The organism is Aeromonas sp. 603757 (genome assembly GCF_049171255.1).
GTDB lineage: Bacteria > Pseudomonadota > Gammaproteobacteria > Enterobacterales > Aeromonadaceae > Aeromonas > Aeromonas veronii_A.
In genome coordinates this window covers 1-18009 of the sequence record NZ_JAAKOE010000028.1, presented here as the reverse complement: position 1 = coordinate 18009, position 18009 = coordinate 1, and the positions used below count along the sequence as shown (strand labels likewise).

18 protein-coding genes, 1 tRNA gene and 1 pseudogene are annotated in these 18009 nt (G+C 60.1%); 10 read left to right on the top strand and 10 right to left on the bottom strand.

All coding sequences use genetic code 11. The annotated features are described in order from the left end of the window. Nucleotides 1–43 precede the first annotated feature (43 nt). On the bottom strand, nucleotides 44–1081 hold the full coding sequence (locus G5332_RS19460) for a glycosyltransferase family 9 protein (RefSeq protein WP_005339514.1): 1038 nt from the start codon (nucleotides 1079–1081) through the stop codon (nucleotides 44–46). A 134-nt stretch (nucleotides 1082–1215) separates the two neighbouring features. Here G5332_RS19460 and coaD point away from each other — a divergent pair, with 134 nt between their 5' ends. Next, nucleotides 1216–1698, top strand: a complete 483-nt coding sequence (gene coaD / locus G5332_RS19455; protein WP_005356008.1) for a pantetheine-phosphate adenylyltransferase — start codon at nucleotides 1216–1218, stop codon at nucleotides 1696–1698. A gap of 106 nt (nucleotides 1699–1804) precedes the next feature. Here coaD and G5332_RS19450 read toward each other — a convergent pair whose 3' ends face one another. The 6 genes from G5332_RS19450 to radC all read right to left on the bottom strand — a co-directional run bounded on the left by G5332_RS19450 (nucleotide 1805) and on the right by radC (nucleotide 5467). Continuing rightward, nucleotides 1805–2677, bottom strand: coding sequence for a VirK/YbjX family protein (locus G5332_RS19450; protein WP_216952390.1), 873 nt, complete (start codon nucleotides 2675–2677; stop codon nucleotides 1805–1807). Between the two features lie 177 nt (nucleotides 2678–2854). Next, nucleotides 2855–3667, bottom strand: a complete 813-nt coding sequence (mutM, locus tag G5332_RS19445) for a bifunctional DNA-formamidopyrimidine glycosylase/DNA-(apurinic or apyrimidinic site) lyase (RefSeq protein ID WP_005357390.1) — start codon at nucleotides 3665–3667, stop codon at nucleotides 2855–2857. A 24-nt stretch (nucleotides 3668–3691) separates the two neighbouring features. Continuing rightward, on the bottom strand, nucleotides 3692–4147 hold the full coding sequence (locus G5332_RS19440; protein WP_216952392.1) for a hypothetical protein: 456 nt from the start codon (nucleotides 4145–4147) through the stop codon (nucleotides 3692–3694). Nucleotides 4148–4240: 93 nt separating this feature from the next. Continuing rightward, the gene (gene rpmG, locus G5332_RS19435) at nucleotides 4241–4408 is read right to left on the bottom strand and encodes a 50S ribosomal protein L33 (protein ID WP_005307500.1); all 168 of its coding nucleotides are present in this window, start codon (nucleotides 4406–4408) and stop codon (nucleotides 4241–4243) included. A gap of 11 nt (nucleotides 4409–4419) precedes the next feature. Next, entirely contained in the window at nucleotides 4420–4656 is a 237-nt protein-coding gene (rpmB, locus tag G5332_RS19430) for a 50S ribosomal protein L28 (protein ID WP_005307492.1), read from the bottom strand. Nucleotides 4657–4792: 136 nt separating this feature from the next. Next, the gene (gene radC, locus G5332_RS19425; RefSeq protein ID WP_033113596.1) at nucleotides 4793–5467 is read right to left on the bottom strand and encodes a RadC family protein; all 675 of its coding nucleotides are present in this window, start codon (nucleotides 5465–5467) and stop codon (nucleotides 4793–4795) included. A gap of 148 nt (nucleotides 5468–5615) precedes the next feature. On the opposite strand from radC, the gene coaBC reads away from it, so the two are divergent. The 6 genes from coaBC to G5332_RS19395 all read left to right on the top strand — a co-directional run bounded on the left by coaBC (nucleotide 5616) and on the right by G5332_RS19395 (nucleotide 11185). Next, a complete protein-coding gene (gene coaBC / locus G5332_RS19420) occupies nucleotides 5616–6818 on the top strand; it encodes a bifunctional phosphopantothenoylcysteine decarboxylase/phosphopantothenate--cysteine ligase CoaBC (protein WP_005357385.1) in 1203 nt (400 codons plus the stop codon). Between the two features lie 80 nt (nucleotides 6819–6898). Then, nucleotides 6899–7357 carry a dUTP diphosphatase gene (dut, locus tag G5332_RS19415; RefSeq protein WP_005339498.1) on the top strand — a complete coding sequence of 153 codons (459 nt, stop codon included), beginning with the start codon at nucleotides 6899–6901 and terminating at the stop codon, nucleotides 7355–7357. A gap of 68 nt (nucleotides 7358–7425) precedes the next feature. After that, the gene (gene slmA, locus G5332_RS19410) at nucleotides 7426–8022 is read left to right on the top strand and encodes a nucleoid occlusion factor SlmA (RefSeq protein ID WP_005339495.1); all 597 of its coding nucleotides are present in this window, start codon (nucleotides 7426–7428) and stop codon (nucleotides 8020–8022) included. Between the two features lie 165 nt (nucleotides 8023–8187). Further along, nucleotides 8188–9024 carry a mechanosensitive ion channel domain-containing protein gene (locus G5332_RS19405; protein ID WP_041210774.1) on the top strand — a complete coding sequence of 279 codons (837 nt, stop codon included), beginning with the start codon at nucleotides 8188–8190 and terminating at the stop codon, nucleotides 9022–9024. Nucleotides 9025–9362: 338 nt separating this feature from the next. Beyond that, nucleotides 9363–11012 (top strand): glucose-6-phosphate isomerase, encoded by a 1650-nt coding sequence (gene pgi / locus G5332_RS19400; protein WP_005339491.1) that lies wholly within the window; start codon nucleotides 9363–9365, stop codon nucleotides 11010–11012. Next, entirely contained in the window at nucleotides 11000–11185 is a 186-nt protein-coding gene (locus G5332_RS19395; RefSeq protein WP_378006418.1) for a hypothetical protein, read from the top strand. Before pgi ends, G5332_RS19395 begins: the two co-directional genes overlap by 13 nt. Here the strand turns inward: G5332_RS19395 and ilvC are convergent. After that, nucleotides 11182–12663 carry a ketol-acid reductoisomerase gene (gene ilvC, locus G5332_RS19390; protein WP_041210772.1) on the bottom strand — a complete coding sequence of 494 codons (1482 nt, stop codon included), beginning with the start codon at nucleotides 12661–12663 and terminating at the stop codon, nucleotides 11182–11184. The genes G5332_RS19395 and ilvC overlap by 4 nt on opposite strands. Before the next feature lie 221 nt (nucleotides 12664–12884). Here ilvC and ilvY point away from each other — a divergent pair, with 221 nt between their 5' ends. Then, a complete protein-coding gene (gene ilvY / locus G5332_RS19385; RefSeq protein ID WP_005342097.1) occupies nucleotides 12885–13778 on the top strand; it encodes an HTH-type transcriptional activator IlvY in 894 nt (297 codons plus the stop codon). Here ilvY and G5332_RS19380 read toward each other — a convergent pair. Next, nucleotides 13770–14627, bottom strand: a pseudogene (locus G5332_RS19380) (hypothetical protein); the annotation flags it as partial. The gene ilvY and the pseudogene G5332_RS19380 sit on opposite strands and share 9 nt — an antisense overlap. 192 nt (nucleotides 14628–14819) lie before the next feature. Between G5332_RS19380 and G5332_RS19375 the strand changes: the two are divergent. After that, nucleotides 14820–15011: a hypothetical protein gene (locus G5332_RS19375; RefSeq protein ID WP_124930448.1), complete on the top strand. Its 192-nt coding sequence runs from the start codon at nucleotides 14820–14822 to the stop codon at nucleotides 15009–15011. Between the two features lie 73 nt (nucleotides 15012–15084). Continuing rightward, nucleotides 15085–17667, top strand: a complete 2583-nt coding sequence (locus G5332_RS19370; RefSeq protein ID WP_421250006.1) for a GNAT family N-acetyltransferase — start codon at nucleotides 15085–15087, stop codon at nucleotides 17665–17667. 265 nt (nucleotides 17668–17932) lie between these two features. On the opposite strand, the gene G5332_RS19365 is transcribed toward G5332_RS19370, so the two are convergent. Beyond that, nucleotides 17933–18009: transfer RNA gene (locus tag G5332_RS19365), tRNA-Asp, on the bottom strand.

The following is an 18009-nucleotide window of genomic DNA, read 5'->3' as shown; positions in this document are numbered from 1 at the left end:
CGAAACAGGGCCCCGCGGGGCCCTGTTTGCATTGCTGCATACGTTACTTGCGCCAGAAAGGCGCCGCCCAGCGGGCCATCACCGGCACCATGGTCTTGGGATCGAGCTGGCTCATATCCTCAGGATGGTCGCTATCCTCCGGCGGGCTGAAGGCAAGGTGACGCCCTTCGCTGTTGAGGGGCTTCCAGCGCAGCGGAGTCGCGGAGCGCCGCATCGGGAAGAAACCGATAGTCGGCACATCGAGCGCACCGGCGATATGGAGCGGGCCGGTACTGCCAGCGATAAACAGGGCTGCGTTGGCCAGCACCTGACAGAACATCGGCAGACCATCGCTGGAGCGGTAGATCCAGCCGTTGCCACCGTGGGCCAGCAACTCGGCCGCCAGCTGTTCGGCCATCTTCTCCTCGCCCGGGCCTGCGGTCAGCACGCACTGCAGCTCGGGGCAGGCCTGATTGAGCTTGATGATGATGCGAGCATACTGCTCGATGGAGAGGTTGTTGGCCGAACCGCCGCTGCCGGCGTGAACCATCAGCCAGGGGCGGCTGGCATCGAGCTTGAGCTTGAGTGCCAACTGCTCGCGCACCTGTAGCAAGGTCTCGTCATCGAACTGCAGGAAGGGGGTCTTGGGCTCCACCACGGCCACCTGCTGATCGGCCAGGAAGCGGCGGATCAGCTCCAGGTTGTACTCGGACTCCGGCTTCTGGGAGCGGGAGCGACGCTGCACCAGTCGCTGGTTGTAGAGCACCTGCGCCAGCTTGGTCGCCGGGGCCAGCCGATAAGGGATGTGTGCCTTCCACACCAGCATGGCGTTGCGGGAGTTGGAGAAGAGGCAGATGGACGCGTCGAACGCCGCCGCCTTGATCCGCGCCAGCAGCGCTCGCTGTTGCTCCTTGTCGGCCCGCACGCCCGGATCGATGATCACCTCGTCAATCCAGGGGCAGAGCCGGGCCAGCGGCGCCGTGTAGGCCGGAACCAGGGCAGTCACATGACACTCCATGGAGCCTTTGAGCATGGCGAAGCTAGGCCACGCCAGCATGAAGTCACCAATCTTGTCATTGCGAACGACCAGAATACGTTTCATAAAAAATCCCTTTGCTCCCTGTCACCAATGCAAGGAGGCTTGATGCGCGATGGCGTATTCTTGCCTGATGCACTGCTATTCTCAAGCGACGACCTTATAATGCGACCAAATTTCCAGGTTGCAGGACCGCAAAGATGACTACCAGGGTAATTTATCCCGGGACTTTTGATCCCGTTACCAATGGCCACGCCGATCTCATCGGCCGCGCCGCCAAGCTGTTTGACGAGGTGGTGGTCGGGGTCGCCAACAGCCCGAGCAAGCGCCCGCTGTTCGATCTGGCAGAACGTGTCCAGCTTGTCCAGCAAGTGACCAGCCAGCTTCCCAACGTCAAGGTGGTGGGCTTCTCCGGCCTGCTGGTCGATTTCGCCAAAGAGCATCAGGCCAACGTGCTGATCCGCGGCCTGCGCGCCGTCTCCGACTTCGAGTACGAGTTTCAGCTGGCCAATATGAACCGCCGCCTGATGCCTGAGCTGGAAAGCGTCTTCCTCACCCCGGCCGAGGAGAACTCCTTTATCTCCTCCACCCTGGTGAAAGAGGTGGCGCTGCACGGTGGCGACATCCGCCAGTTTGTCGACCCCGTGGTGGCCCAAGCCATCGCCGCCAAACAGAAAGGGTGATTCCCTTCCACACTGGCCATTCCCGACGGCAACAACGAACAAGGGCTACCCACGGGTAGCCCTTGTTGTATCTTTCTCGTTATAGAGAGGTCAGCATGCTTGCCGGTTACTGACGGGCAAACCGCTCATTCATCTCCTGCACCAGCAGATCGAGCCACTCGTAGCGGCGCCGGTACATGGCCCGCTTCTTGGAGGCGATCTCCTCCAGCGGCTTGCGCGGCTGGGCTTGCAGGGCGACGAAGTTGGCATCCACATCCCGGGCGCCGAATTCCTGCCACAGCTCGTCATAATCGGCCTGCAGGTTGGCTTTTTGCTTGCTGCTGTAGCGCCTAGCCTGAAACACGTGGGCACGCTTGCGCACCGCCAGCACCTCCGCCGCCCCCATGCTCTGCGCCAGTTGCAGCACCAGCTGCACCAGCAGGGATTTGGGCCGCAGGCCGTGTCCCTCTTTGGTCAGCTCGCGCACCCGATCCTGAGCATTGTCGACCGCAGGCTCCGGCCCCTGCATGGAGCCGATCATCAGAATCAAACGATCCACGCTACCCGCCAGCGAAAAGGCGCAGCTGTAGAGGCGCTGCCCCTCGCCGTTGACGATGGAGAGCGCCAGCTCGGCCTCGCGGCGGAAGGTGCCATCGTGGCGCAGCAGAATGCGGCAGCCACTCTGGGGATAGTGCCCCAGCGCGATCCCCTCGCCCAGATAGAGGGGGTCGATCAGCTGCGGGTAGCACTCCAGCAGCAACCGGTAGTGATTTTCCAGCATCTCGGCCCGCTCACGGGCGCTGGCACAGGCGAAGCGATAGGGTCGCATAGGCTTGTCGAGCAGCTCGGGATAGACCGCTGGCAGTGCCTTGAGCGAGTCGCACTGAAACAGGCTGAAGACCCGGCTCAGCGACTTGCGATAGAGCAGGCTGCGCAGCACGAACTTGCCGCGATTGAAGGTTTTCCGGTCACATCCCTCGGGGTAGAGGAAGCGGGCCATGGATTTTGCGCAATAGCGCTCCTGCCGGGATAAATATTCCCAGTCTATTGATTTTAAAGTCATTTCTAGTTCTCAAACCGCCTGAACGGCCGCTGATACTAGTAATGACTGCGCAAATATTCAACAGCCTGGAAATATGCTGTTACAACTTCCCCCGGATCGGGGAAAAAAGTACGCTCAGCGCTGGCAATGACTGCAAAAAACCGTGGTACGCTGCCCCATTCTTGTCTCGGTCAGCAGGGTGTGACAGTGGAAACAGGGCTGACCGCCACGGCCGTAGACCTGCAACTGCTGCACGAAATAGCCTGGCTTGCCATCGGCACTGGTGAAATCCTTGAGGGTGGTGCCGCCCTGCCGGATGGCTTCGGCCAACACCCGCTTGATCTCGGCCACCAGGGTTCCCAGCCGCTCGGCGCTGATATTGCCCGCCGCCCGTTTGGGGTGAATGCCGGCGGCATAGAGCGCCTCGTTGGCGTAGATGTTGCCTACCCCGACCACCACCTGATTGTCCATCAGGAACTGCTTGATGGCAGTGCTGCGCCCCTTGGCACGCCCCTGCAGGTAATCAGCACTGAAGGCATCGGTGAGCGGCTCGGGCCCCAGCTTGGCGAGCAGCGCGTGGGCTTCGGCCGGTTCCCTGGTCCAGAGCAGGGCGCCGAAGCGGCGCGGATCGTTTAGCCGCAGCAGCTTGCCATTCTCCAGCTCGATATCCACATGGTCGTGCTTCTCGGCCGGGGTGCCGATATCCAGTACCCGCAGGCTGCCGGACATCCCCAGATGGAGGATGGCGGTGCCGAAATCGGTCTCCAGCAGCAGGTATTTGGCACGGCGGCGCACCCGATGGATGGTGAGGTCCACCAGCTCCTGAATCTCACCGGGGATCGGCCAGCGCAGGCGGCCATCCCGCACCACCACGCGCGTCACCTTGATACCGGTGAGCCAGGGGGAGATCCCCTGACGGCTGACTTCAACTTCTGGCAATTCAGGCATGGGTACCTCACAAGGAAAAGGAACTCAGGGGGCAGGGCGCAGCAGATCGCGATACTGCTCGGCTGTGAGGGCGAGCCAGAGACCGGAGGGCAGCTGGGCACCATACTGACCGCTATTCTGATAGAGGCCGATCTCGACCGGATCGTTCTGGCCGGCAATCCACACCTTGATGGTCACCGGCGCACCGCGTACCGCTTCACCGGGGGGTAACAACCAGCCCTGCCAACGTGCCAGACGGGCATCCAGCTGCGCGCTGTCGAGCCCCAGATCCGGCCCGCTGCGCCAGCCCTGACCGATCCGCTCAATCTGCCAGCTCGGCCCCTGCCAGGTGAGCACCACAGCCGCATCAGGCAGCAAGGGGCGAGCCCGCTTGGCGCTATTCTCCTGCTGGGCCAACTCCATACGATGCAACAGGGTGATCACGATCAGCACCACCACGATGATCACGTTATTCCAGCCTTTGCGGCTCAATTTGAACATGGCAAGTCTCCCTTTGAACCGGCAGTGTACTGAATTCGACGCATAAAAAAACCCGGCACGAAGCCGGGTTTTTGGGAATGCAGCATCAAGTAATTACTTGATTTTGCCTTCCTTGTAGATCACATGCTGACGAACAACGGGATCAAACTTTTTGATCTCCATTTTTTCGGGCATGGTGCGCTTGTTTTTGGTAGTGGTATAGAAGTGACCAGTACCGGCGCTGGAGTTCAGGCGAATTTTCTCGCGAATACCTTTAGCCATGATCTAATTCCTTATACCTTAACACCGCTGGCGCGCAGTTCAGCCAGAACCACTTCAACGCCACGCTTGTCGATGATACGCATGCCTTTTGCGGATACGCGCAGGCTTACGAAGCGTTTTTCACTCTCAACCCAGAAACGGTGAGTGTGCAGGTTCGGCAGGAAACGACGCTTGGTAGCGTTGTTAGCGTGCGAACGGTTGTTACCAACTGCCGGGCGCTTGCCGGTTACTTGGCATACTCTAGACATGTCAGTCTCTCCAAATCTTACTTCATTGCTCGAGCAAATATCTGCCCCGCTGGCCTTCGATTGCGGGGCAAACAGAAGGCGGCATTTTATACAGCATCCGTGATCAAAGATCAACTAATACGGTGCCAGAGCACAGTTATAGCCAACCGCGCTCGGCAAAAGAAACCGTGATGCCGTCACCGATCACCAAGTGATCCAGCACTCTGATATCGATCAGGGCCAAAGCGGCCGTGATCCGATCCGTGATCTGGCGGTCGGCCCTACTGGGCTCGGCGACGCCGGACGGGTGATTATGCGCCAGAATCACCGCGGCTGCATTATGTTTGAGCGCGATCTGCACGATTTCTCTTGGCCAGACGCTCGCCGAATCGATTGTGCCGTAAAAAAGCTCAACAAATTGAATGACTCTGTGCTGATTGTCGAGCAGCAGCAGGGCAAACACTTCGCGCGGCCGATCCCGCAGCTGGGCCTGCAGATAGTCGCGGGTCAGCTGGGGTGAGGTGAGGGCATCGCCCCGCTGCAGCTGCTGCGCCAGATGGCGTTTGGCCATCTCCAGCACCGCCTGCAACTGGGCATATTTGGCTGGGCCAAGACCGTGTGCCTCGCAGAAAGCGCGCTGATCCGCGCCTAGCAGATTGCGCAGCGATCCGAACTGATTCAACAGGTTACGGGAGAGATCGACCGCACTCAGGCCATTGACGCCGGTGCGCAGGAAGATGGCGAGCAGCTCGGCATCGCTGAGCACCGTCGGCCCCTGTCGCAGCAGCTTCTCTCTGGGGCGTTCATCTTCCGGCCACTCCTTGATGCTCATTTGTCTCTCCTCTCTCCCTGTTGAGGAAAAACATAGCAAATATTTGCGTGTTCCCCGCCACAACCCCTTGATGCCAACCCCTGTCGTCATCCCCTGCCTGTGGTATCTTAGCCGACCAGTCAAAGTGAGCCGGATAGAGAAACAGCAGATGAGATTGGCCGATAAACGCATCCTGTTGGGTGTCAGCGGCGGGATCGCCGCCTACAAGAGTGCCGAGCTGGTACGCCGTCTGAAAGATCAGGGTGCCGAGGTGCGGGTGGTGATGACCCGCTCCGCCAAGGAGTTCATCACCCCGCTGACCCTGCAGGCGGTCTCCGGTCATCCGGTGGCCTACAGCCTGCTGGACCCCTCTGCCGAAGCGGGCATGGGCCATATCGAGCTGGCCAAGTGGGCCGATCTGGTACTGATCGCCCCCGCCAGCGCCAACCTGATGGCGCGGATGGCTGCAGGCATGGCCGACGAACTGCTGACCACCCTCTGTCTGGCCACGCCGGCGCCCATCGCGCTGGCGCCCGCCATGAACCAGCAGATGTATCTCAACGCAGCGACCCAGGCCAACCTCAAGACCCTGGCCAGCCGCGGCATTCTGCTGTGGGGGCCGGATGCCGGCAGCCAGGCCTGTGGCGATGTGGGCCCGGGGCGGATGCTGGACCCCCTCGAACTGGTGGATCGCTGCTGTCAGCAACTGGCCGCCGAGCCCTTGCTGGCAGGCGTCAAACTGCTGCTGACCGCAGGGCCAACCCGCGAGGCGCTGGATCCGGTGCGCTACATCAGCAACCACAGCTCCGGCAAGATGGGCTACGCCATCGCTCGCGCCGCCCGTGAAGCAGGCGCAGAGGTGACGCTGGTGAGCGGCCCGGTGACGCTGGCTACGCCAGCAGGTGTTACCCGCGTCGATGTCGAGAGCGCCGAGCAGATGCATCAGGCGGTGATGAGCCGGGTCGGCGAGTGCGACCTCTTCATCGGCTGCGCGGCGGTAGCCGACTATCGTCCTGAGCAGGTGGCCAGCCAGAAGATCAAGAAAACCGGCGACAACGACCAGATGGTGGTGAAGCTGGTGAAAAACCCCGACATCATCGCGGCCGTTGGTGCCCTTTCAGACAAACCCTTCACCGTCGGATTTGCCGCCGAAACCGTGGATGTGGAACAATACGCCCTCGACAAGTTGCAGCGTAAGCGGCTGGACATGATCGCCGCCAACGATGTGTCCCGTGAGGGGCAAGGCTTCAACGCCGATGACAACGCCCTGACCGTGTTCTGGCAAGGGGGCCAGGCCCCGCTGCCGCTGGCCGACAAGCTGACGCTGGCCCGTCACCTGATCGCCCTGATTGCACGCCACTACCGGCACTGAGCGTCCCGAAAGAACAAGACTCACGGCGCCCCGCCTGCCAAGAGGGGCGCCAATACAAGATCCAACTGAAAAAGCGATTCATGACTACACAAATTGAACTGAAGATTCTGGATGCCCGTATCGGTACCGAGTACCCGCTGCCCGCCTACGCCACTCCCGGCTCTGCCGGCATGGATCTGCGCGCCCTGCTGGATGCGCCGCTGACTCTGGCTCCGGGCGATACCACTCTGGTGCCGACCGGTCTGGCTATCCACATCCAGGATCCGGGTCTGTGTGCCACCATTCTGCCCCGCTCCGGTCTCGGCCATAAGCACGGCATCGTGCTGGGCAACCTGGTCGGTCTCATCGATTCCGACTATCAGGGTCAGCTGATGGTCTCGGTCTGGAACCGCGGCAAGGATGAGTTCACCATGCAACCTGGCGAGCGCATCGCCCAGCTGGTGATCATGCCGGTAGTTCAGGCCAGCTTCCAATTGGTCGATGAGTTCAACCAGAGCGAACGGGGTGAAGGCGGTTTTGGTTCTTCTGGTCGCCAATAACAGACCACACCAGCCTGATGGGCGGTGCCTAATAACAGAATCAAGCCATTGTTTTTTTAGGGGAATCCATGGCAAGCAGTAATCAGAAACAGAGTCGGCGCGATCAGATCCTGCAGGCGCTCGCCCATATGCTGGAAACCAGTCCCGGCCAGCGCATCACCACGGCCCGTCTGGCGGCCGAGGTCGGCGTCTCTGAAGCAGCCCTCTATCGACACTTTCCAAGCAAGGCGCGGATGTTCGAGGGGCTGATCGACTTTATCGAGGATTCCCTGCTGTCACGGGTCAATCTGATCATGGCGGAAGAGAAAGACACCATGGCGCGCTGCCACCACATCCTGCAGCTGCTGCTGGTGTTCGCCGAGCGCAATCCCGGCATCACCCGCATCCTCAATGGCGATGCCCTGTTGGGCGAGCACGACCGGTTGCGGGATCGCATCAGCATCCTGTTTGACAAGCTGGAGACCCAGATCAAGCAGGTACTGCGCGAGAAGCGGCTGCGCGAGGGGCAGGGCTTCCAGCTCGACGAAACCATGCTGGCCAATCTGCTGCTGGCCTATACCGAGGGCCGCATCAGCCAGTTTGTCCGTTCCGAGTTCAAGCTCAAGCCCACCGCCGGCTTCGAGGATCAGTGGCAGTTTATCCGCAGCCAGCTCCTGCAGAGCTGAGCGACAGCGCTTTTCACCGAGCATGAAGAAGGGAGGCCTTGGCCTCCCTTCTTTTTTGTGGCAGCTTTTTATGGCAGTAAAATAAGCACCAGATGCGACCCGGACTGTCGCGCTGCGATGTTAGATTCATGCGCCATAAACCTTTAGCACCCGAAAGGACATTCTATGGAACCCGAAATCATTACCGAAGCGCAGACCTGGCTGGTCAATAACCAGGGCCTGCTGATCGAGTATGCCGTCAACATCGCGGCCGCCCTGCTCACCCTGCTGGTCGGCTATATCGCAGCCAATCTGCTCAGCGGTGGCGTGGTAAAAGTGATGCAGGCGCGCAAGCTCGACACCACCGTCACCCACTTCGTCGGCAGCATCCTCAAATACGCCATTCTGGTGTTCGTGGTGATCGCCGCGCTGGGCCGGGTCGGGGTGCAGACCGCCTCCTTCGTCGCCATTATCGGTGCCGCCGGTCTGGCCATCGGTCTGGCGCTGCAAGGCTCGCTCTCCAACTTCGCCGCTGGCTTTCTGCTGATCATCTTCCGCCCCATCAAGGCGGGCGAGTTTATCGAAGTGGCAGGCACGTCTGGTGTGGTGCAATCCGTTCAGCTGTTCACCACCACCCTCACCTCCGGTGACAACAAGATGGTGGTAGTACCGAACTCCGCCATCCTCAACGGCACCATCGTCAACTACTCGCGCATGGATACCCGCCGCGTCGATATGACCTTTGGTATCGGCTACGGCTCCGACCTGCGCAAGGCCAAGCAGATCCTCGAGCGTCTGGTGAACGAAGAGCCGCGCATCCTGAAAGATCCGGCCGCTACCATCGCCGTCGCCGCGCTGGCCGACTCCTCGGTCAATATCGTGGTGCGCCCGTGGGTCAAGACCGGCGACTACTGGGGAGTCTGGTTCGACTTCCACGAGAAGGTAAAACTGACCTTTGATGCCGAAGGGATCGAAATTCCCTTCCCGCAGATGGTGATGCACATGCAAAAACCGCAGGCATGATCGCGGTAAAACAGCAACCCACAATGCCAGCCTTCGGGCTGGCATTGTCATTTCTGGCGCGCCATCCGCTGCATAATCAGGCCGGCGGAATGAAAACAATTTCAGAGCCGCGGGCCAGCCCCAATCATGAGCGAGCGCAAGATCCCCCTTGCTTTCGTGACTCATAATCCCGATGTTCTGGTTGTATACTCCCGACGGTTGCCCCATTGCGGTAAAAGACAATCGGTAAAACTCTGTTACACGGGCCGCCCGGCCGGCTCGCTATAATGCTCGGATAATAAGGTTTGGCGGGACCTTGCCTGCAAGGTTCAAACACAACTTGGCATTTCAGGAATCCTATGAAAAATATCAATCCAACCCAAACCCAGGCCTGGCAGGCACTGGAAGCCCACTTTGCAGCAAACAAAGAGACCCGACTCAAGGATCTGTTCGCGCAGGACCCGAAGCGCTTTGACAAGTTTTCCCTCACCTTCGGCGGCGACATCCTGGTTGATTACTCGAAGAACCTGATCACCGAAGAAACCCTCAAGTTGCTGGTTGATCTGGCCAAAGAGACCGATCTTCGCAGCGCGATCGATGCCATGTTCAATGGCGACAAGATCAACATGACCGAAGGGCGCTCCGTACTGCACGTGGCCCTGCGCAACCGCTCCGACCGCCCCATCGAGTGCGACGGCAAGGATGTGATGCCGGAAGTGAACGCCGTACTGGCCAAGATGAAAGGCTTCTGCGAGAAGATCATCTCCGGCGAGTGGAAAGGCTACACCGGCAAAGCGATCCAGCACGTGGTCAACATCGGTATCGGTGGCTCCGATCTGGGCCCGGTGATGATCACCGAGGCACTGCGTCCCTACAAAAACCACCTGCAGATGCACTTCGTCTCCAACGTCGATGGCACCCATATCGCCGAGACCCTGAAGAAGATCGATCCGGAAACCACCCTGTTCCTGGTGGCCTCCAAGACCTTCACCACTCAGGAGACCATGACCAACGCCCTGACCGCTCGCGACTGGTTCATCAACATCGCCGGTGACAAGGCTCACGTTGCCAAGCACTTCGCCGCCCTCTCCACCAACGGCAAGGCCGTGGCCGAGTTCGGCATCGACACCAACAACATGTTCGAGTTCTGGGACTGGGTTGGCGGCCGCTACTCCTCATGGTCTGCCATCGGCATGCCCATCGCCCTGTCTGTCGGTTTCGAGAACTTCGAAGCCCTGCTGCAAGGCGCCTTCGAGATGGACATGCACTTCGCCACTGCCTCCTATGAGCAGAACGTGCCGGTGCTGCTGGCGCTGATCGGCCTGTGGTACAACAACTTCTACGGTGCCGAGTCCGAAGCCATTCTGCCGTACGACCAGTACATGCACCGCTTCCCTGCCTACTTCCAGCAGGGCAACATGGAATCCAACGGCAAATACGTGGATCGCAACGGCAAGCCGGTTGACTACCAGACTGGCCCCATCATCTGGGGTGAGCCGGGCACCAACGGCCAGCACGCCTTCTACCAGCTGATCCACCAGGGCACCAAGCTGATCCCCTGTGACTTCCTGGCGCCGGCCATCAGCCACAACCCGATCGGTGACCACCACCCGAAACTGCTGGCCAACTTCTTCGCCCAGACCGAGGCGCTGGCCTTCGGCAAGAGCAAGGAAGAGGTCGAAGCCGAGTTCCTGGCTGCTGGCAAAACGCTGGAGCAGGTCAAGGATCTGGTGCCGTTCAAGGTGTTCGAAGGCAACCGCCCGACCAACTCCATCCTGTTCAAGAGCCTGACCCCGAAAACCCTGGGTGCCCTGATCGCCATGTACGAGCACAAGATCTTCGTACAGGGCGCAATCTGGAACATCTTCTCCTTCGACCAGTGGGGTGTGGAGCTGGGCAAACAGCTGGCCAACAAGATCCTGCCGGAGCTGGGCAACAACGAGGCTGTCACCAGCCACGACTGCTCCACCAACGGTCTGATCAACACCTGGAAAGCGTGGAAAGCCTGATTTATCCGGCCTTCCTGAATGCAAAAGCCCCGCTCGATGAGCGGGGCTTTTTTATGACCATCTTTTATGACTGTCAGGCTGATTTTTCTGGCTGGCCGGTCGGGTGTCCAGCCCGACCGGCGACGGGGATCGTCATCTCCGCCCCTTCATCATCCAGCCCGATGCTGGCTTAACCACCAACGGCGATGCGCTTCATGTCCTTCATATAACCACGCAGTACCTGACCGATTTTCTCGATCGGGTGGTTGCGAGTCGCTTCGTTGGCCGCCAGCAGCGCCAGGTTATCCACGCTCTGCCCTTCCGCCTTGCTGGCACCCAGATCGCCCGCTTTCAGGGTCGGCATGAAGTGCTCGCGCAGCAAGGGCACAGCAGCATTGGCGAACAGGTAGTTACCGTACTCGGCGGTGTCGGAAATAACTACGTTCATCTCGTACAGACGCTTGCGAGCAACGGTGTTGGCGATCAGCGGCAGCTCGTGCAGGGATTCGTAGTAGGCAGACTCCTCGTAGATACCGGAGGCCACCATGGTCTCGAACGCCAGCTCGACACCCGCCTTGACCATGGCCACCATCACCACGCCATTGTCGAAGTACTCCTGCTCGGCAATCTTGCCTGCGAACGCCGGCGCATTTTCGAAGGCAGATTTGCCGGTCTCTTCGCGCCAGCCGAACAGCTTGGCATCGTCTTCGGCCCAGTCGGCCATCATGCCGCGGGAGAACTCACCGGCGATGATGTCGTCCATATGCTTCTCGAACAGCGGGCGCATCAGGGTCTTGAGCTGCTCGGAAAGCTCGAAGGCGCGCAGCTTGGCCGGGTTGGAGAGGCGGTCCATCATCAGACTGATACCACCCTGCTTCAGAGCTTCGGTGATGGTCTCCCAACCGAACTGGATCAGCTTGCCGGCGTAGGCCGGGTCGGTGCCTTCGGCAACCAGCTTGTCGTAGCAGAGCAGGGAACCGGCCTGCAGCATGCCGCAGAGGATGGTCTGCTCGCCCATCAGGTCAGATTTCACTTCCGCCACGAAGGAGGACTCCAGCACCCCGGCACGGTCACCGCCGGTGGCAGAGGCCCACGCCTTGGCGATGGCCATGCCTTCGCCTTTCGGGTCATTTTCCGGGTGAACGGCGATCAGGGTCGGTACGCCGAAACCGCGCTTGTACTCTTCACGCACTTCGGTACCCGGGCACTTGGGCGCCACCATCACGACCGTGATGTCGGAGCGGATCTGCTGACCCTCTTCCACCACGTTGAAGCCGTGGGAGTAACCCAGCGCAGCGCCCTGCTTCATCAGCGGCATCACGGTTTTCACCACGTCGGAGTGCTGCTTGTCCGGAGTCAGGTTCAGCACCAGATCTGCGGTCGGGATCAACTCTTCATAGGTGCCGACCGCGAAGCCGTTATCGGTAGCTTTCTGCCAGGAGGCACGCTTCTCGGTGATGGCGGCCTTGCGCAGGGCGTAGGAGATATCCAGCCCGGAGTCACGCATGTTCAGACCCTGGTTCAGACCCTGGGCACCACAGCCCACAATCACCACCTTCTTGCCCTTCAGCACGTTGCAGCCGTCCGCGAATTCTTCGCGCTGCATGAAACGACACTTGCCCAGCTGGGCCAACTGCTGACGCAGGTTCAAGGTGTTGAAATAGTTAGCCATGGTGATTGCTCCGTTCGATTGATTCCATGCCGGATAGCGGCGTTGTCTGAACCACTATAGCGCGGGACACTTATTGCCTGAACTGATATATTCGAAACAGTACGTTGCAATAACTGAAAGACTCACCCTTCATAATTGCCTGCTGAATGTACCGCGAGATGGCAGAAACAAGCCACCAACCGCTGGGTATCGGGCACACAAGCCGCGCCAGGAGCTGAAAGATGGACCTTCGCAATCTCGAGCTGTTTCTCCACCTCGCCGACTCCCTTCATTTCGGCAAGAGTGCCGATGCCATGGCGGTCAGCCCCTCCACCCTGAGCCGCGCCATCCAGCGACTGGAACAGGAGACCGGCTGCATCCTGTTCGAGCGGGACAACCGCTCGGTACGGCTCACCCCCGCCGGCGAGAAGCTGCGCGAATTCGGCGGCGGCCTGTTGCAGGAGTGGCGTCAGCTCAAGCAGGAGCTCAAACGCAGCGATGAACCGCTGCAGGGGCGGCTGCGGGTATTCTGCTCGGTCACTGCCAGTTACTTTCTGCTGCCCGAGGTGCTGGAGCGCTTTCGCCGCCGCTATCCCCAGCTGGAGATCAAGCTGGAGACCGGCGACCCGGCGCTGGCGGTGGACAAGATCCTGGCCGATGAAGCCGATCTCGCCATCGCCGCCCGTCCCGACGCTCTGCCCGCCAAGCTGGAATTCGCCAGCCTGCAGCTGGTGCCGCTGGTCTTTATCGCGCCGCGCAATGCCCCCCAGCTGAACCAGTGGTTCCGTCAGGGCGAGCCGGACTGGGAGCAGCTGCCAGTCATCCTCTCCGAGCAGGGCTTGGCCCGCAAACGCAGCGATCAGTGGTTTCGCAACAAGGGGATAGCGCCCAACATCTATGCCGAAGTGGCGGGTAACGAGGGAATTGTCGCCATGGTGGCACTTGGTTGTGGCGTAGGATTGGTGCCGGCAGCAGTGATCGACCACAGCCCGCTCGGCGACAAGGTGCGGATCATCGACCTCAAACCCGCCTTCAAGCCATTTGATGTGGGGATTGGGGTGCTCAAGAAGCGGCTGGAAGAGCCGCTGATCCGCGCCTTCTGGGATACCGCGCAGAATCAGGGCTCTCTGCGCTGACACCGGTTTATAGATAAGGGCCGGATCGGCCATCATGATGCGGCTAGGCAGCGGCAAGTCGGGGTTGTGCAGCTCGAGACGCACCCGCTCATCCAGTTTCAACCGCCGAATGGTGCTGCCAAATCCCTCTTCAAAGACCCGGTCAAAAGCACCAGACTGCCGCGCCCGCCGCAGGCCAAGCTCGATGCGCTGGGCCAGCTCCGGATATTTTGGCGAGACAAAGAAGAGCAGCGCCAGCGGATAGCGAAACACCAGACGGGGCTCGATGACGAGATCCGGATGCTGCCTTAGCTCATCCTCGACCTCGATGACCGATCGCAGGAAGCAGTCAAAGCGCTTCTTGCGCAGCATATTGAAGAGCGCCTCATAAAGATTGCCCACCGTCACCTTGAGGCCGTTAGCCCGCAGCAACTGGGTGTCTGGCCAGGATCTGTGCTGACCGATGGAGAGCCCGGCGCGATGCCAGTCCGCCAACGATCTGATCGCGGCAAAACGCCCCTCATCCCCCTGCCGAACCAGACACACCCGCCATCCCAGCAGCCCCTTGGCCAGCGGAATGTGGATTGCCAGCAACTCCCGTTCTCGCTCACCATCCGGGGCAAAGACACCGACCTGAACCAGCTCACCGCTGCGCAGCTCCTTCACCGCCCGCCCCTGCTCCATTTGCGGGCTGGAAACCAGCTGGTAGGGGCCATATTCGGGCACGGTAAGGTCGAGGGAGAGGCGCAGCAACTGGACGACGGCGGGGTTGGGATGATCCAGCAGCAGATTCCAGGCGCGGATAGGCTGCTCGGCTGCCGATACGCCAACCGTCCACAGTGCCATGCACCACCACCAGACTCTGATCATCCTGTGCACCATCCGTGCCTCGTGCTCCTCGCCATACTATAACGCCAGCCAGCGCCTCAACGGCGCCCTCTCTGAAAGATGTGTGAGCGCTCTCGTGTCAAATCTCGTGTCAAAAGTGACAATAGGCAAACCCGGCAGGTCATCGCAGACTGGGCGTTCATCAACACACGCCAAGGCGCAGGGAGGAGAGCCATGAAACAGCATCTGGTAGAGATCAAGGGTTCAACCCTGTTTGAGGAGTATCTGCAAAGCATGGGCGTGCCCAGCACGGCGCTAGATCGGGAGCAGGATATCTATCTTCAGGAACGCCACCTGGGAGCCATTCGCCGGGTGCAGGGCGAACTGCGCTTTTATCTGCGTGCCAATGCCCTGAACAAACGGTGATCAGGATCCGGTCACAGAACCCGCAGCAAAGGCGTATTAGACTGGTATCTTCCCCCTTTTGTCGGGAGTGCCCATGAAAGCAAGCGGTCTGGATCGGCTGTTCAAACCCCACTCAATCGCCGTGATCGGCGCCTCGACCGACCCGCTCAAGGCGGGTCATGTGATTGTGCGTCACCTGCTGGCGGGCCAATTCAAAGGGCCCATCCTACCCGTCACTCCGCGCAACAAGGCCATCGCCGGCGTGCTGGCCTATCCCGATATTGCCAGCCTGCCGCTGATCCCGGATCTCGCCATCATCTGCACCAGACGGGAACGAGTCTTGCCACTATTGGAAGCGCTCGGCCAGAAGGGCTCTGGTGCAGCCATCATACTGGCCGCCGACTTTTCCCCCGAGGAGCGGCTGGAGCTGAAACGGGTCTGCCAACAATACGGAATTCGCCTGCTCGGTCCCAACAGCATGGGAATGCTGCTGCCCGGCCAGGGGATCAACGCCAGCTTTTCCCCCACTGCCGCCAAGCCGGGGCAGGTCGCCTTTCTGTCGCAATCCGCCGCCGTCAGCACCACCATCCTGGATTGGGCCAAGCAGCATGAACTGGGCTTTTCCGCCTTCATCTCCCTTGGTGATCACTGCGACATCGACTTCGGCCAGCTGCTGGATCAACTCTCCCGCGATAGCGTCACCCGCGCCATTTTGATCTACATGGACAAGTTGCACGACGCCCGCCACTTTCTCTCGGCAGCGCGAGCAGCCTCGCGCAACAAGCCGATCCTGGTACTGAAAAGCGGGCGCCACGATCCGGCCCACGGTCTCGACAATGTCTATGATGCGGCCATCCGCCGTGCTGGCATGCTGCGGGTACGGGATACCCACGAACTGTTTGCCGCGGTGGAAACCCTCAGCCACTCCATGACCCTCAAGGGGGAGCGGCTTGCCATCATCTCCAACGGTCGCGGGCTGGCTAATATGGCAGTGGATGTACTGCTAGAGCGGGGCGGCAAGCTGGCTCGTCCGCCGCTCGATATCGGCAGCGATGCCACCATCACCACCTATCAGGAGGCGCTGGACAACGTGTTGCAGGAAGATGGCATCGACGCCATCCTGATCATCCACGCCCCCTCGCTCACGGCACCGAGCGCGCCGCTGGCCAGCCATCTTATCGCCCATCTGAAGCAGCATCCCAGAGCGCGCCGTTTCAATATCCTCACCAACTGGGCAGGCGAGTACTCGGCGCAGGAGGGGCGCAAACTCTTTACCGAAGCGGGCATCCCGACCTACCGTACCCCGGAAAGCGCCATGGCCGCTTTCATGCATATGGTGGAGTACCGCCGCAACCAGAAACAGCTGATGGAGACCCCCGCCTCCCTGAACGGCAACCAGCTCAATATCGAGCTCTGCCAGCAGCTGATCCGCCAGGCGCAGGAGCGCAAGCAACTGAGGCTGGATACCCATCTGGTACACCCGATTTTGCAAGCCGCCGGTCTCTCGACTCTACCAACCTGGATCGTTACCGATGCCATCGAGGCGACCCTGACCGCCGAGCAGATCGGCTATCCGGTGGCGGTAAAACTGCGCTCGCCCGATATCCTGCACAAGTCTGCCGTACATGGGGTAGTGCTCAATCTGCGCACCTCGGCCGAAGTTGCGCAAGCCGCAGATGCCATTCTGGACAGGGTCAAACAGCATGATCCGGGCGCTCGCATCGAAGGCTTGCTGGTGCAACGCATGGCTCGCCGCAGCGGTGGCCTCGAGCTGCGGGTACGTATCCAGCAAGACGCCATCTTTGGCCCCGTCATTCTGCTGGGTGAATCTGGTGCGGAGCCGCAGGAGATGGTAGCTGCCTTGCCACCGCTCAATCAGGCGCTGGCTCGTTACCAAATCATCGGCGCACTCAAGAGCCGTAAGATCCGCGAACAAGCCACGCCGGAACGACTGGATATCGATGCCCTCGGTCAGGTGCTCTGCCAACTCTCCGAGCTGCTGCTCGCCTTTCCGGAAATTCAGGAGCTGGATCTGCACCCGCTACAAGCGTGCGGTACCGAGATGGTGGTACTGGATGCCAGCCTCATGCTGGCTGACCCCACCCTCCCGGCCAGCAACCGACTGGCGATCCGTCCCTATCCTACCGAACTGGAGGAGGGTGCCTGGCTTAAGGATCAGCGCCATATCCTGCTGCGCCCGATCCGGCCGGAAGATGAACCGGCTCACAAGCAGTTCGTGCTGCAGGTCTCCGATGAAGACAGATACAAACGCTTCTTTGCCGATGTGGGCGAGCTGGGGCATGAAGAGCTGGCTCGCATGACCCAGATCGATTACGACCGGGAGATGGCCTTCGTAGCGGTGGGGCAAGGTGGCGAGCTGCAGGATCAGATCCTCGGCGTGGTACGCGCTATTTCGACCCCGGACCAGAGCGATGCCGAGTTTGCCATTCTGGTGCGATCGGACTTGAAAGGGGTGGGGCTCGGCAAATTGATGATGGAGAAGATCATCCGCTACGCCAAAGAACAGGGGATTGGCCAGCTATCCGGCATGACCATGCCCAGCAATCGTGGCATGGTCAACCTCGCCAAGCGACTTGGCTTCAAGATCGACGTGCAGATGGAAGAGGGGGTGGTCAATATGGAACTTCCCTGTAGTCAGCAGGCAGCAGAAGGCTGATTTGACCATCTGTAGAGCTGTTCAAATGGCTGTGAATGAAACTGATAAGGCTCAGATATAGCCAGAAAATGGTGGAAATAAACGGCTATCTGGCTCTCTTTTGGCAGGTAAAAACCAAACGTTGGCTGTTTAACACGCTAAAAATACAAAACCCCGGTTATGAAGCCGGGCTTTGTGTCGATTCTGGTGTGCAAATCTGTGGGTCTTATGGACAAAATCGCCCATAGCAAAAAGGCCTTCCCAATCGGGAAGGCCTTCAAATTATTGGCGGAGCGGACGGGACTCGAACCCGCGACCCCCGGCGTGACAGGCCGGTATTCTAACCGACTGAACTACCGCTCC